We start from the raw sequence: 13,345 nt of genomic DNA on the forward strand, positions 1-13,345 counted from the left end.
CCGTTCCGGGAGGTACGCCATGCCGTCCATCACCACCAGCAAGGTCAGCAGATGGGACCAGCACGGCCGTGAACACGTCGTGCAGGTACGGAAGTCGGGCATGACCCGCCAGTTGACCTGCTCCACCTGCGCGTGGCGCCGATCGGCGCAGTTCCTGCCCTGGCTGAAGGCCGAGGAGCATCTGGCCGAGGCCCATCAGGCGACGGTCGACCCGACGGCCTGAGGCTCCGGCGTACGGCCCGACGGCCTGAGGCCCGCGACGGCCTGAAAACCTGGTGCGGCGCTCGCGGGGAGCGCGGTACGGTTCCCGTATGTCTTCGTTCTTCCAGATCTACGAGTGAGAGCGCGGCGGGTGCGAACACCCCGCCGCGGCCCGGGGCCGGCGTGACCGGCCCCGATCACCTTCACCTGACTCACTTCACACCCCACAGGGGAGAACGCCATGGCCAAGAGCCGTAACAATCTGCTCGGCGTCGGCGGACAGCGCAAGAAGCTGTCCCGCGCCGAACAGCAGGGCGCGGGTTCCGCGCGAGGCGCCGACCGCAAGGCCGCTGAGGACAAGAAGCAGGAACTGGTCCGCAAGATGCGCGAGCGCGCCGAGGCGCAGGCGGCCACGACCGCCGAGCCGGGCGAGCAGGACGCGTCGTCCGCGCAGAGCTGATACCTGAGCAGTACCCGTACGACGGTGGGCCCGGATCATCCGTGATCCGGGCCCACGCCGCGTTCCGGGGGCTTCGGCCGCCCCTACCGCTCGGCGGTGAGCTTCCGCGCGATCGCGTCGAGGGCCGCGAGCTCCGCGGGTTCGAGGCGGTCGACGAAGTGCCGGCGCACGGAGGCGACGTGGCCGGGGGCGGCGTCCCGCAGCGTGTCCCAGCCGGTCGACGTGAGGACGAGGAGGCAGCCCCGACCGTCGGTGGGGTCGGGGGCGCGCCGGATGAGTTCGCGCGCCTCCATGCGGGAGGCGTGCCGGGACAGGCGGCTGCGCGACCACCCCATCTTGGCGGCCTGCTCGTGCAGTGTGCCGGTGCCGTCCGGGTGCTCGGACAGGGTGCTGAGCACCTCGTAGTCCGGCTCGGACAGGCCGAGTGCGGCCAGGTCCTGCGCGGTGCGGATCCGGACGGCGGTGACCATCCGGAGATACGCCCGCCAGGTGCGCTCCTCGTCGGGTGAGAGCCAGTCGACCGGGGAATCCGCCTCATTCGTTGACATGGAATCAATCTACCGGCTAATTTCGTTTCCATGGAAACGAAGAACCCGCGCATCCTCGTCCTGGTCTGCAGCACCCGTCCCAACGCGCTCGGCCCCGCCGTCGGGCAGTGGCTGACCGAAACGCTCGCACCCGACGCCGAGCGGCTCGGCGTGGACCTCGTGACCCAGTCGATCGGTGATCTGGGCCTGCCGTTCCTGGACGAGGAGGAACACCCGTCGACCGGGGTCCACCACCACGAGCACACCCGCCGCTGGAGCCGGATCGTCGACGGCGCGGACGGCTTCGTCGTCGTGACGCCGGAGTACAACTACGGCATGCCGGCGACGCTCAAGAACGCCCTCGACTACCTGGGCCCCGAATGGGCCTGGAAGCCGGTCGGCTTCGTCAGCTACGGCCACACCTCGGCCGGCACCCGCGCGGTCCAGCACGCCAAACAGGTCGTGACCACCCTGCGGCTGGTCCCCCTGGGGGCGACCGTCGCCCTGCGCATCGCGGACGCGATGCGGGAGGACCGACTGGCCCCCGAAGCACGCCACGCGGACGCGGCGCAGGGCCTTCTGGCGGAACTGGTCCGGGTCGCACACGCCCTGGCCCCGATGCGCGAGCGCGAACACGCGGCGTCCGTCGAGGGCCCGCTCCCCGGCTCGTACGCGCGCCGGCTCGGCCCGGACGACGCCCCCGAGGTGACAGTGCTTCAGCGCGCCTGCTGGATGGAGGAGGCACTCGCCAACGACACCCTGGCGATCCCGGCACTCCACGAGTCACCGGCCGACGTCCGCGCCTGGCTGGCCGACTGGCACACGACGGGCCTCTGGCGGGACGGCCGGCTGCTCGGCATGGTCCGCACCCGCCGCACGGGCGCGGACCTGCACGTGGGACGGCTCGCCGTCGCCCCCGACCTGCGGGGACTCGGCGTGGGCCGCTGGCTGCTGCGCCGGGCCGAGTCCGAGGGCGAGGAAGGCGGCCGCATCGTCCTGTCGACCGGCGCGGCCAGCCACCGCAACCTCGCCCTCTACCGGCGGCAGGGATACGTTCCGCTGCCCGACGCCCCGGAGGAGGGCGTGGTGGACCTGGCCAAGCCCGTCGCGGCCTGAGCGGACCGGCATGTGTCACACCGAAGCGATCATGCAGTGGTACCAAGATCAGGAGAAGACATGCGAGCGGGAGCAGGAGCGGGAGTGCGAGTGGATCAGGTGGAATGGATCGACGTCCCGGCGGGGCCGCTGCGTCGAGGTACGCCCGTCGACGAGATACCGGCGGTGGCCCGCCGTTACGAGGACACCGGGGTACCGGCGGCGTGGTATCTGAAGGAGACCCCGGCTGCGCAGATCCACGTACAGGCGTTCCGGATCGCGCGTACACCGGTCACGGTCGACCAGTGGGCACGCTTCGCGGCGGCCACCGGACGACCGGCCCCGCAGGGTTCGCCGGACCACCCGGTCATCGGGATCGCGTGGGAGGAGGCGACGGCGTACTGCCGGTGGCTCGGGGAACGCCTCGGCCTCGACGTACGCCTGCCCACGGAGGACGAGTGGGAGCGCGCCGCGCGGGGGGACGACGGCCGGGAGTTCCCGTGGGGCGATGAGTACCGCACGGGGTTGGCCAACCTGGTGGACCTGGGCGTGGGCACCACCACGCCGGTCGGCTCGTTCCCCGAAGGCGCGAGCCCCTTCGGCGTGTTGGACATGGCGGGCAACGCCGACGAGTGGACCTCCACCCGCTACGCCCCCTACCCCGGCGCGCCCGCCGAGGTCCCGGAGACCGAGGACTGGGCCTTCGACCGTCACATCACGCGGGGCGGCGCTTTCCGCCACGACCGCGACCTGGCGAGGTGCGCCCGCCGCCACGGGGCGTACGAGGCGGACCTGTCGGCGATCGGTGTCGGCTTCCGGCCGGCGGCTACGGCCCGGTGAGGCGGTCCCGGCCCGCCGAAGGGGCCGCGAACACGTCGTCGGCCCGTGCCGGACGCAGGGCGATCCTCGTGACCTTCCGGCCGGCGGTGCTGATCTCGATGGTGGCGAAGGGGTGCCCGCCCGGGGCGATGAGATACATCGGTCTGCCGTTGACGACGAGCCCGCAGGCCGCCTGAATACGATCGCGGAAGTGCGCGGTCTCGGTGGCGATGTCGACGGCGCCGGTCACGGTGGTGCGCCCGCCACGGGGCAGGAGCGCGGCCTCGGCATCGCGGACGCTGTCGGGCGCGAGCAGCTGGATCATCCTGCGCGTATCCCCGGTCCGGGCCGCCGCCATGAAGGCGTCCACGACCTGCTGGTCCGGCCGTCCGGTCTGCTCCGGGGCCCACTCCGGGGCCCGCTCCGCGGCCTGCCGGGGGCCGGTGAGGCGCAGGCGGGCCCTGCTGGCGTGCTTCTTGGCACCGGCGACGGACCCGCCCAGCACCTCCGCGACCTGGTCGAACGGCGTGGCGAACAGGTCGTGCAGGACGTACGCGACCCGTTGGGGCGGGGTCAGCCGGCTCAGCAGGACCATGAGGGCCCGGGAGACGTCCTCGGTACGGAGGACGGCCTCGTCGGCGGCCAGTTCGGCGGCCGGAACGGCGTCCGCGAGCAGCGGTGCTTCGTTGCGTCGGCGTCGGGCACGCAGTTCGTCCAGGCAGACCCGGGCGGTGACGGTGGTGAGCCAGGCCGCCGGATTCCCGATCGAGGGTGCCGACGATCGTGAGGACCGGGCGGTCGCGGCCCGCAGCCATGCGGTCTGGACGGCGTCCTGGGCATCGTGGGCCGAACCCAGCATGCGGTGGGCGACCGACAGGAGATGCGGTCGTACGGCCTCGAACTCTTCGACCGTGATCGGCATGGGTGTCACCTTCCGGGACCGGCGGACGTCAGGACGGTCGGTCGAACCCTTTCCTGTCCGCCCCTCCCCGAGGAGACGAGAACGCCATGAGCCTACAAAAGCCGGCACGACGGACCGCCCGGCCCCCGCGCACCACGGTGGGGAAGTGGACCGCGTGAGTTCCGTACTGCTCATCACCACGGTGGTGTGCGCCGCCGCGAACGTGTTCATCGCGGTCGCGGACTACGCACGGGCGCCCTTCGTCATGGCGAACTCCGCTGAGGTCCGACTCCCGCCCGCGGCGGTGCCGTATCTGGCGACCCTGAAACTCGCGGGCGCGGCCGGCCTTGTCGCCGGTCTTGCGGGTCTCCATGGGCTGGGCCTCGCAGCAGGAGTCGGGCTGGTCGCGTTCTTCGTCGGCGCGGTCCTGGCCCACGTCCGCGCACGCGTCTTCCACAACATCGCTTTCCCGGGCACCTACTTGCTGCTCGCGGTCGCCAGTACGGGCTTCTTCGCGGGGGAACTATGACCACCTAGGGCCACCGCGCCGCCTCCGGAGCGTCCGGAGGCCCTCCGATGGACCTCTACCGATCACCCGCCTCGAATGCCTGGGCGACGGCGAGGCTGTCCTCGTAGACATGGTGCCGGGTGACCAGGCCGTCCTCGACGGTGAGGTGCAGGGCGAACCGCGCACGGTACGCACGTCCGGTGGGCCGGGCGGTCTGGCGGATCTCGCCGAGCACGACCGCCTCGTCCCCGTCGATGAGGATGCGCTCGACCACGGTCGCCGCGAGCTCCGGCACGTGGTGCTCGGCCAGCTCGCGGTAGTGGGCGGCCGCGTCGGCCCGGGTGGAGCGGTGACGGATCCACGGCGTGGCCGTACGACCGTGCTCGCCCTCCGGCCAGGACAGCTTCCAGTCACCCCGCTCGGCGTACAGCTCGGCAATGCGCTCGGGGTCGCCTTCGCCGATCCGGCGCAGGAGTTCTTCGACCACGGTGCGGGTGTTCGTAGATGCGGCGGTGGTGGACATGGCTGAAACCTCTCCGTCGTGGCAGCGCCCCGGTGGAGCGGAGCGATCAACAGTCTTGCCGACGCAGGCAGGTTGAGGCGATTACCTCTCGCGTAAGGGCACTCTGTAAGGCTCTGGCCTGTGCGTGCGACAGTTGACGAACACTCACACGCGCAGGATCGGCGCGGCGGCAGGCGGCACGGCACGGCACGGCACGAGAGCAAGACATGACAACGGGGGCGGACGATGGACAGGGCTGCGCGGGAACAGCAGATGCAGCGGCTGCCGGTGCTGCTGGCGGCTTCATCGGGCGCCGGGTCGGTGGCGATTCTGGCGGCGGTTTTGCTGCTGGTCTTCTGGGGCGGCCACAGTCAGCGGTTCTGGCTGCTCATGGCCTGCTTGGGGGTCGCTGTCGCCGGGATCGGCGTGGTGGCGGTCCACCGCATCCGTACGCCTCCGCTCACCTACGACGAGGTGTTCCGGCATGTACTGGACGAGCCCGTCCCGGGCGGTGCCGCGCACCACGACACCGCTCAACTGCCGGCCGTCCTGCCCCGGCAGCCGGGGCGGGCCCGTTTCCTGCTGGTCGCCGTGGCTGCCTACACCTGGGTCGTCGTGAGCGGCTTTGTGCTGGCCATGGCCGACACCGAGGCGCCGCCGGAGATAAGGAAGCTGAAGGACGCCGGTGCGGTGGTCGCGACCCTGACCATCACCAGTGAGTACACGCATACCATTCGATCCGGGGACTACACGATCTACGACCAGTCACTGACGTTCGACATGCCAGGGGCGAAGGCGGACGCGGGCGGCAGGCTTCGTACGGTGCATACCACCCCGGCCGGCTGGACCCGGTTCAGAGTGGGCGATCGGATACCGGTCATCTACGTTCCGGACAAGCCCGGCATCAAGGGCTATGCGGGACCGAGTCGGGAGAACGTGGCCGGCCGCACCGAGGGCTACAACGAGGATGTGGAGCGGCTGTTCGCCGAACGGGCGCTCTCGGGTACGCAGCTCGGCTTCGCCCTCGTCGCCTGGCTGTTCATCATCGGAATCGTCGTGGTGGGGGCCGGCGGTGGCCGTCGCCCGAAAACGCTGAATCTGCCCGGATCCCGCGCACTGCGCGGCACGTTCCGCTCCGGCCGAATCCAGGGTGCCGCACTGGTCATGCAATTCAAAGGCGTGGAGCCGGAGTTCACGGCGGTCCGTTCGGCTCTTGAGGGCCGACACGTATGGCTCGCCTGGGATGCCCGCAGGGTGAAGCGCTTTGTGGTCAAAGCCAAGGGCCGTCCGGTTCGGAGGTGGAAGGCCTGCCCTGCCGTGGTGGTCTTCGACAGCGGCCACGCGGTGTACGGACACGTCGACATCCACGAGCCGCAGCAGCCCGGCAGTCTGGGCGTGGAGGCCGGAGGTGAAGGGACCCCGTTGGACAACACCCGGCAGGTGAGGATCTGGCAGCCGCAAAGGATCTGGCCGGTCACCCTGGTGCGCTGGGGAGCCGTGAAGGGCCTCGCGCTGTCCATGCTGATCACTGGTGTGCTCTTCACCGACCTCGTATCGGGCTTCTTCCCGAGGCTGTTCGTCGGCCTGGTCGGAGCTGCGGCGTTCTTCGTGGGCGTCGGGGGCCGCTTCCTCGATGAAGAGGAGCGAGACCGGTGATCCGGCCCTACCCGGGGAACAGGTAGGGGTGCTGATGCGCGATCTCCTGTGTGATCGCCTCGTCCGTGGGGTCGGTGACCTCCCAGCTGTGCCCGGCCGGGTGCCCGCCGAACAGCCCGCACGCTTCGTTACGGGTGTCGAGGGCGGAACACCAGGGGAGCGGGGCCAGTCGGGCGCGCTCCGCGTTCCACCAGGCCCAGACGCCGCGTCCGGGCCGGCCGCCCTCGTCCCACAGCATGGCCGCGTGATCGCCGTCGTGGCCTTCGCCGAGTTCGCACAGCACGTGTCCGGCTTCCGGGCGATGTCCGGGGACCGACAGGGCGACCACATGGTCCGGGGGCGGCAGTAACGCAACTGCGGTGCACTGGTTCACGGGGACGGGTCACCCTTCGGGGAGTCGCCTGAGACGAGCCGCTCCGCGATCAGGTCGCCGAGCGGGTCGGTCACGTCCCAGGAGTGGGACGGGGAGTGGTGGTCGAAGAGCGCGCACCGCCGTACGAGGCCTGAATCGAGCCGGCGGAGGACGGCGGGGCACCAGGGCGCGGGCTCGGCCCGGTGGGTGCGTTCGGGGCCGCTGCCGGCCCAGAAGAACCACAGGGCGGGGGAGTCGGGAGTCCTGCCCGGCCGGAGGTAGGCGGCGTGTTCCGTGTGCGGGTCGGTGTGAGTACCGTCGTGCTCGCCGAGTTCGCACAGGACGTACGGCTCCGGGTCGTCGGGGCCGTTCACCCCCGGGGCGAGGAGCCGCGACACAGCGTCGGGTGGAAGTAACGTGACGGCGGTGCACTGAAGCACGGCGTTCAACTCCGGTTCGTGTGGCGGGACTACCGGTCGGCCGGGTGACCGCGCCACCCGGCGAGCGTCAGGCTCAGCCCGACGGCCGGATCGAGAACGGTGAACAGCGCGGGAAACCCGGCCTCCAGGGCCCGTATCGCGTGGTCCTGGTGCGCGCCGTGGGTGGCCCAGCGGCGCAACTCCTCGGGCGCGTCCGAGCCGTGGAACCGGACCGGCAGTACGTCGCCGGTCGGCGGCCGTACGGGCTCGGGAGCGAGCGGCAGCCCATGACCGTTGGCCAGGCGGAGGGCCTGCCGCCGGAGCCAGAGGAGGACGAGTCGCCGGTTCCGTACGACGACCCCGCCGAGCGAGGCGAACCGCTGCCCGTCGGAGACGGTGACCTCGGCGGCGTACCCCGTCCCGCGCGTCATGCGGGCCGCCCGGGTTCGCCGTGCAGGATCAGTGCCCGCAGCCGGTCGGCCGCCGCCTGGACTTCCGCCACGATGGCGGCGCGGTTCGCGAAGCGGTCCTGGATGGCCGCGTCCAACTCGGCGCAGAACAGGGCCCGGTAGGCGGGGTCGGACTCGATGCGGACGAGTTCGGCGAGGGGGCTCGTAGTCACAGGACCTCACCCCGGCTACGGGCGTTGAGGCGCGCGGTACGGGCGCGGAGCTGCTCTATGAGGAGTGCGGGGCGTACGTGGCGGGGCTCGACCTCCCACTCCGCGCCGCCCCCGACGGGCCGGAGCGACCAGTAGGGGCCGGCGACCCCTCGGAATTCGCCCACGCGGTCGGCGCGGCTGGTGTCGACCATGAGGGTCCCGGGGCCGGGGAGGGCAGGGGGTTCGTCGCTATTCGGGCATAACTTCTCGCCGCACATCGATCGCTCCTCGTGTTGGCGCAGCGCGGAGCCCGAGCAAGGCGCGGGGTGCGACTACGTCGACTGGCATCTCTAGAGAACTAGGCATCTCTAGAGATGTCAACTGTGTCTGCCCAGACCTGTTCGGTTCCGTGCCGCTCGCCAGGTGAGGCATGTCGCGTGAGTCGACTCACGGATCACCCACAATGCCCAGGTCGGAAGCGTGAGCCGACGTGCGTGGCCTCCCGGATGTCGCGTGAGTGCCTAGCGCGACTAGGCTGCCCGGAGAGGAGAGGAAACCCGTAGATGGCTACCGACGCCACTGGCCGAGAGCCCAAGTACCAGCGGATCGCGAAAGCCTTGAAGGCGGAGATCCAGTCAGGGGTGCTGGAGCCTGGGTGCCGCCTTCCCGGTGAGAATGACCTCATGGCGCAGTACGGCGTTGCGCGCATGACGGTTCGGCAGGCCCTGGGGGTGCTCCAGAGCGAAGGCCTGACGGAAGCTCGGAAGGGTGTTGGAGTCTTCGTACGGGCATTCCAACCGCTGAGGCGTCGCGGGATTCCGAGGTTGGTACGGGAACAGTGGGGATCTGGACGTTCCGTCTGGGACGCAGACCTTGGGGATCGAGACCTGGTGGTCGACCAGGTGGAAGTCGGGGAGGGTGCCGCCTCGGAGAATGCGGCGCGCGTGCTCGGCTTCGGTGCGGGGGAGCGTGCCTGGGTCAGGAGTCGCCGGTTTGTCCTGGACGGCAAACCTGTACTGCTCTCGACGTCGTACCTCCCGGCGTCTCTGGTCGAGGGCTCGCCGATCACCGAGCCGGACACTGGACCCGGTGGCATCTATGCTCGGCTGGCCGACCTGGGCCACGGCCCGGTCCACTTCCGGGAGGAGATCCGCTCACGTATGCCGCTGCCCGAGGAGGCAGCGAAGCTCAGTCTTCCGGCCGGGACGCCCGTCATGCTGATCTGTCGGACCGCATTCGCGGAGGAGGGGCGTGTCGTGGAGGTCAACGAAATGGTCCTGGACGCGGCTGCATACGTCCTTGAGTACGCCTTCGACGCATGACCGCCCCGAGGCGCTGTGGTGCCCGGCCCGCAGCATCGTGCATGGTGGTGCCTCCTACGGCGAAGGGACGCCCGTGATGCCCGAATCCCCGTGCTGGTTCACGTCCTCGTACAGCAACAACGGCGGCGACTGCGTCGAGGTCGCCGCCAACCTCGCCGTCACGCGCGGCATCGTCCCGGTCCGTGACTCCAAGGTCGTGGACGGCCCCGTGGTCGCCGTCCCCGTCACCGCCTTCTCCGCGTTTGTCGCGGGCGTCCGGGGCGGGACGTTCGACACCGTCTGACGAACAGAGCAGCAGGACGCCCCACCGTGCCGCGCATGGTGGGGCATCCTGCTGCTCGGGGGTTGGCCGCCGGCAGGCGAAGGGGCTTGAGTCTCCCGTAGGGGGAGACGCAAAGGTGGGGGGCATGGACGGCGACACGCTCTACTCGATCGGCGAGCTTGCCCGGCGGACGGGGCTCACGGTCAAGACCATTCGGTTCTACTCCGATCGCGGAATCGTGGCGCCGACGGACCGCAGCCCGGCCGGCTACCGCCTCTACGACATCGATGCCGCCGCACGCCTGGACCTCGTGCGGACCCTGCGCGAGCTGGGACTGGACCTTCCCACGATCCGCAAGGTCGTGGACCGCGAACTCTCGCTTCCCGAGGTCGCCGCGGCGCACGCCGAAGCACTGGCGGTGCAGATCCGGGTCCTGCGCCTGCGGCGCGCGGTGTTGACGGCGGTGGCCGAGCGCGGGTCCACACCCGAGGAGACGGAACTCATGCACCGACTGGCCCAGCTTTCCCAGGACGAACGCCGACGTCTGATCGGCGATTTCCTCGACGCCGTCTTCGGCGGCCTCGACGCCGCCCCCGCATTCGAGGCTGCCATGCGCTCGATGACCCCCGAGCTGCCCGACAACCCGGAGGCGGAGCAGGTCCAGGCGTGGGTGGAGTTGGCCGAGATGTCCCTGGACCCGGATTTCCGCGCCATGGTGCGGCGGATGGTCGAGGACACGGCAGTCGACCAGGCCCGAAGCGACATGAGGGGCCCGCGCCGCGACATCGCCGCAGCCGTCCGTGACGAGGCCGGCCCGGCCGTGACCACCGGCATTGATCCGGCCTCGCCCCAGGCCGATCCGATCGTCGCGGCGTTCACGGCGCATTACGCGCGCCTCCTCGGCCGCCCCGACGACGTCGAGCTTCGCCGTCGGCTGGCGACTCGGCTGGAGAGCGTGAACGACCCCCGCAGGGAGCGATACCTTCGGCTGCTCGCAGTGGTCAACGGCTGGCCGGCCCCGGAGAGCCTGGCTCCCGTGCTCGACTGGTCCGTCCAGGCTCTGCGCGTCCGGACGCAGCGATGACGGTACGGCCGCAAGGCGGCATGCGGCGGACGCGGCCGGAGCCGGCTGAGAACACCGCCGCACATGGTGGGTTCATGAATGCCCCCGTTGTCCTTCAGGTGGCCGCGACGTCGGCCGCTCCCGCTCTCGTTCTTCGCCCCTGGCGCATGGCGGACGTTGCTGCATTGGTCGAGGTGAGCCGGGATCCCGGATTGCGCCAGTGGGCGAGCTCTGCCGTGGACAACGATGCTGACGGGGCACGGTGGGTGCGGGCCCAGCAGCAGGGCTGGGCAGCGGGAGACCGGTTCGGCTTCGCCGTCCTTGCGGCACAACCCGGTTCAGGGCGCGGACAGTTGATGGGCAATGTGGTCCTCAAGGAAGTCGCCCACGGCAAACCGGCGGCCGAGGTGGGCTACTGGACCGCGGCGCACGCTCGCGGGACGGGAGTGGCCCCCCGCGCTCTGGAGGCCCTCACCAACTGGGCCTTCGACACCTTCGAAGCCGACGGGCTGGAGCGTCTCGAACTCCTGCACCAGGTGGACAACCTGGCATCGTGCCAGGTCGCGCAGAAGAGCCGGTACGACTTCGACAGCGTCCTGCCCGCGGCGCCGCCTTCCTTCCCCCTCGATGGCCACCTGCACATACGGCGCTCGAGCGCCTGAGGCCCTCCCGGTTCCTGCGGATCGGCTGCGGCTGATCACACCACCAGGGTCTCCGGGCGTTTGACGAGGTGGCCGCGTCCGAAGAGGGCCAGATGTCCTGGATCGCGCGTCCACCGTGATCGGAAGGCGGCTCGCGGGACGAGCGCACGCGTAACGGCTGGTATTACTGGAGCATGCAGGAAGAGACGGCACGCTCCGCGATCGACACGTTCATCTCCGCTTTCAACGCCTCGGACGACAGCTATGTGACCGCCCTGCTCTCCCAGGCCCTGACCTCAGACGTGGTCTTCTGGGGGCCGTTGGGGCGCAGCGAAGGAATCGCGGCGGTCGAGCGGTTCGTGCTGGACATCCGGCGCCACCCGGCGGGGACCGGCACGATGGTGCGTTGCTCAGCGGTGGACATGCCTGATGAGTGGGCCCGGTACCAGTGGGGCTTCACCACGCCGGATGGAGGCCCCCGCCTGGCGGGAACGGACGTCGTCCATCTGCGACGGAGCCTCATCGACCAGGTCATCGTTTTTGCGGGAGAGATCGAGCCGTCCGCCCCCTGAGTTGTCCTTCTGTCGCTGTCCTTCTCGTGAACTTGTCCCTCTCGGCACTCCGGGGCTGCGGTTCGCGGTCGGTCAGGCTCTTCGGCTACTACTTGACCTGATGGAATTCCATCGTGCCGAAGGTCATGAAGTCCATGACGTAGCTCCATAGCGCGTACCGCCGCTGATCGGCGCCCCGATAGGTCTTGCCGAAACCGTTGTCGAGAATCTCGTTCCAGCCCTCGCCCTGTCCGTAGTGCGCGAATAGCCGGTCGTTGCGCCGCGCCGCGTCCTCTCCGGACTCCGCGGGGGTCTGGTAGATCACCTCATGCAGCCGGCCGCGCCAGAGAGTGAGAAGCAGACGGCCGCAGTCGACCCCGTAGATGTCCACGGCCGCGTCGGGAGCGTTCTCGTGAGGGCCTGACGACTCGAGTTCGCCGGGGACCCGCCCTTCGTCGGCGGAGCACAGCAACTCCAGCAACGCCAGGTCATCGGTGGGGTGGTCCATGAGGGGCCACCCAAGGCCGTGTACGCACAGCGCCCGGGGCAGAGCCCACCGCGCTCGCGGCCGACCGCGACCCCGACCCCGACGCCATGACCGTCGTGACTGTCGCAGCCGTTACCGACGGACCGGCCCCCGCCCGCCCGTCGGCACGGCGGCCATCACTTCACCACGACGTTGTCCCCGGGCGACTTCGACGGCCCGGTGGTGGTGTTGCCGCCGTACGCCCAGCGCCACGTCCCCGTCTTGGAGGCCTTCACGGTCGTCTTGAGGTTGCCCGAGCCGTTGGCGTACACCTTCTTCACCGTGGTGTAGGTGGCGGAGCCGGAGGGCTTGAACTGCAGGCTCACGTGGCGGCCCCCGTAGGCGGCGTACTTCCGGGTCTGCCAGTTGGCCCGCGTGACCTTTCCGGTCACGGTGATGGTCTTGCCCTTGGCCACCGGTTCGGGCGCGGCGTTGACGGTCAGGCGGGAGTTGCGCTTGACGTGGACCGTCAGTCCCTTGGCGTCGATGTCGCCGCCGCCGGCCTTGAAGTGCACCTCGGCCGCGACCTTCCAGACCCCGGCCTCGCTGTTGCGCATGTCGTACAGGCTCGGGTCGAAGTACATCGTCTCCTTGATGTCGCAGACGCCCGAGCCCGGCTTGATGCAGTCGCTCGTCTCGATGGCGTGCCACAGCCGGTCGTCGGCACCGCTGCGGTAGAGGAACACCGCCGGCCACTTCCACTTGTGCTTGGTCGTCATCCGGAAGGAGGCGGGCACCGCCACCTCCTTCGTCGTCCCGATCACGATCGGTTTGCCGCCGTTCACCTGGACACGGGTGAACGAGACCCCACCCTCGGCCGCCCCGGCCGGCACCGCGGCCACGGCCGTGAACACCGCCGCCGCACCACCGGCCACGACGACTCTCCAGACCTGCTTCGCCACCTGATCCCCGATCTCCGTACGGAAAGGCGCCGAAGGA

At 70.3% G+C, this 13,345-nt stretch carries 21 protein-coding genes; 11 read left to right on the forward strand and 10 right to left on the reverse strand.

Annotated features, from left to right (window positions below):
* Positions 1–19 precede the first annotated feature (19 nt).
* A complete protein-coding gene (locus ACIQPT_RS20210; protein ID WP_098024396.1) occupies positions 20–223 on the forward strand; it encodes a hypothetical protein in 204 nt (67 codons plus the stop codon).
* A 219-nt stretch (positions 224–442) separates the two neighbouring features.
* On the forward strand, positions 443–661 hold the full coding sequence (locus ACIQPT_RS20215) for a DUF6243 family protein (RefSeq protein ID WP_401157249.1): 219 nt from the start codon (positions 443–445) through the stop codon (positions 659–661).
* Positions 662–744: 83 nt separating this feature from the next.
* Here the strand turns inward: ACIQPT_RS20215 and ACIQPT_RS20220 are convergent, their stop codons facing one another.
* A complete protein-coding gene (locus ACIQPT_RS20220; RefSeq protein WP_401157250.1) occupies positions 745–1,209 on the reverse strand; it encodes a MarR family winged helix-turn-helix transcriptional regulator in 465 nt (154 codons plus the stop codon).
* A gap of 30 nt (positions 1,210–1,239) precedes the next feature.
* Here ACIQPT_RS20220 and ACIQPT_RS20225 point away from each other — a divergent pair, with 30 nt between their 5' ends.
* Positions 1,240–2,304 carry a GNAT family N-acetyltransferase gene (locus ACIQPT_RS20225; RefSeq protein ID WP_401157251.1) on the forward strand — a complete coding sequence of 355 codons (1,065 nt, stop codon included), beginning with the start codon at positions 1,240–1,242 and terminating at the stop codon, positions 2,302–2,304.
* A gap of 60 nt (positions 2,305–2,364) precedes the next feature.
* Complete coding sequence (locus tag ACIQPT_RS20230) at positions 2,365–3,123, forward strand: formylglycine-generating enzyme family protein (protein ID WP_401157252.1); 759 nt, start codon at positions 2,365–2,367, stop codon at positions 3,121–3,123.
* Here ACIQPT_RS20230 and ACIQPT_RS20235 read toward each other — a convergent pair.
* A complete protein-coding gene (locus ACIQPT_RS20235; RefSeq protein ID WP_401157253.1) occupies positions 3,110–4,024 on the reverse strand; it encodes a sigma-70 family RNA polymerase sigma factor in 915 nt (304 codons plus the stop codon). The genes ACIQPT_RS20230 and ACIQPT_RS20235 overlap by 14 nt on opposite strands.
* Before the next feature lie 154 nt (positions 4,025–4,178).
* Between ACIQPT_RS20235 and ACIQPT_RS20240 the strand changes: the two genes are divergently transcribed.
* The gene (locus ACIQPT_RS20240; RefSeq protein ID WP_401157254.1) at positions 4,179–4,532 is read left to right on the forward strand and encodes a DoxX family protein; all 354 of its coding nucleotides are present in this window, start codon (positions 4,179–4,181) and stop codon (positions 4,530–4,532) included.
* 55 nt (positions 4,533–4,587) lie between these two features.
* Here the strand turns inward: ACIQPT_RS20240 and ACIQPT_RS20245 are convergent, their stop codons facing one another.
* Positions 4,588–5,034 (reverse strand): nuclear transport factor 2 family protein, encoded by a 447-nt coding sequence (locus ACIQPT_RS20245; RefSeq protein ID WP_401157255.1) that lies wholly within the window; start codon positions 5,032–5,034, stop codon positions 4,588–4,590.
* 225 nt (positions 5,035–5,259) lie between these two features.
* On the opposite strand from ACIQPT_RS20245, the gene ACIQPT_RS20250 reads away from it, so the two are divergent.
* The gene (locus tag ACIQPT_RS20250; RefSeq protein ID WP_401157256.1) at positions 5,260–6,669 is read left to right on the forward strand and encodes a hypothetical protein; all 1,410 of its coding nucleotides are present in this window, start codon (positions 5,260–5,262) and stop codon (positions 6,667–6,669) included.
* 7 nt (positions 6,670–6,676) lie between these two features.
* Here the strand turns inward: ACIQPT_RS20250 and ACIQPT_RS20255 are convergent, their stop codons facing one another.
* Genes ACIQPT_RS20255 through ACIQPT_RS20275 form a run of 5 tightly spaced genes read right to left on the reverse strand, consistent with a single transcriptional unit; the run spans position 6,677 to position 8,319 of the window.
* A complete protein-coding gene (locus tag ACIQPT_RS20255) occupies positions 6,677–7,042 on the reverse strand; it encodes a hypothetical protein (RefSeq protein ID WP_401157257.1) in 366 nt (121 codons plus the stop codon).
* A complete protein-coding gene (locus ACIQPT_RS20260) occupies positions 7,039–7,461 on the reverse strand; it encodes a hypothetical protein (RefSeq protein ID WP_401157347.1) in 423 nt (140 codons plus the stop codon). Before ACIQPT_RS20260 ends, ACIQPT_RS20255 begins: the two co-directional genes overlap by 4 nt.
* 29 nt (positions 7,462–7,490) lie before the next feature.
* Positions 7,491–7,871: a hypothetical protein gene (locus ACIQPT_RS20265; RefSeq protein WP_401157258.1), complete on the reverse strand. Its 381-nt coding sequence runs from the start codon at positions 7,869–7,871 to the stop codon at positions 7,491–7,493.
* A complete protein-coding gene (locus ACIQPT_RS20270; RefSeq protein ID WP_401157259.1) occupies positions 7,868–8,062 on the reverse strand; it encodes a hypothetical protein in 195 nt (64 codons plus the stop codon). Before ACIQPT_RS20270 ends, ACIQPT_RS20265 begins: the two co-directional genes overlap by 4 nt.
* Complete coding sequence (locus ACIQPT_RS20275) at positions 8,059–8,319, reverse strand: hypothetical protein (RefSeq protein ID WP_401157260.1); 261 nt, start codon at positions 8,317–8,319, stop codon at positions 8,059–8,061. Before ACIQPT_RS20275 ends, ACIQPT_RS20270 begins: the two co-directional genes overlap by 4 nt.
* Positions 8,320–8,604: 285 nt before the next feature.
* On the opposite strand from ACIQPT_RS20275, the gene ACIQPT_RS20280 reads away from it, so the two are divergent.
* The 5 genes from ACIQPT_RS20280 (at position 8,605) to ACIQPT_RS20300 (ending at position 11,901) form a co-directional block, all read left to right on the forward strand.
* Complete coding sequence (locus ACIQPT_RS20280) at positions 8,605–9,363, forward strand: GntR family transcriptional regulator (RefSeq protein ID WP_401157261.1); 759 nt, start codon at positions 8,605–8,607, stop codon at positions 9,361–9,363.
* Between the two features lie 73 nt (positions 9,364–9,436).
* Complete coding sequence (locus ACIQPT_RS20285) at positions 9,437–9,646, forward strand: DUF397 domain-containing protein (protein ID WP_401157262.1); 210 nt, start codon at positions 9,437–9,439, stop codon at positions 9,644–9,646.
* A gap of 124 nt (positions 9,647–9,770) precedes the next feature.
* A complete protein-coding gene (locus tag ACIQPT_RS20290) occupies positions 9,771–10,709 on the forward strand; it encodes a MerR family transcriptional regulator (protein ID WP_401157263.1) in 939 nt (312 codons plus the stop codon).
* A 74-nt stretch (positions 10,710–10,783) separates the two neighbouring features.
* Positions 10,784–11,350: a GNAT family N-acetyltransferase gene (locus ACIQPT_RS20295; protein ID WP_401157264.1), complete on the forward strand. Its 567-nt coding sequence runs from the start codon at positions 10,784–10,786 to the stop codon at positions 11,348–11,350.
* A 173-nt stretch (positions 11,351–11,523) separates the two neighbouring features.
* The gene (locus tag ACIQPT_RS20300; RefSeq protein ID WP_401157265.1) at positions 11,524–11,901 is read left to right on the forward strand and encodes a nuclear transport factor 2 family protein; all 378 of its coding nucleotides are present in this window, start codon (positions 11,524–11,526) and stop codon (positions 11,899–11,901) included.
* 88 nt (positions 11,902–11,989) lie between these two features.
* Here the strand turns inward: ACIQPT_RS20300 and ACIQPT_RS20305 are convergent, their stop codons facing one another.
* Together ACIQPT_RS20305 and ACIQPT_RS20310 are read right to left on the reverse strand one after the other, a co-directional pair.
* Positions 11,990–12,388: a hypothetical protein gene (locus tag ACIQPT_RS20305; RefSeq protein ID WP_401157266.1), complete on the reverse strand. Its 399-nt coding sequence runs from the start codon at positions 12,386–12,388 to the stop codon at positions 11,990–11,992.
* A gap of 155 nt (positions 12,389–12,543) precedes the next feature.
* Positions 12,544–13,308, reverse strand: coding sequence for a hypothetical protein (locus tag ACIQPT_RS20310; protein WP_401157267.1), 765 nt, complete (start codon positions 13,306–13,308; stop codon positions 12,544–12,546).
* Positions 13,309–13,345 lie beyond the last annotated feature (37 nt).

The organism is Streptomyces sp. NPDC091289 (genome assembly GCF_044757365.1).
GTDB lineage: Bacteria > Actinomycetota > Actinomycetes > Streptomycetales > Streptomycetaceae > Streptomyces.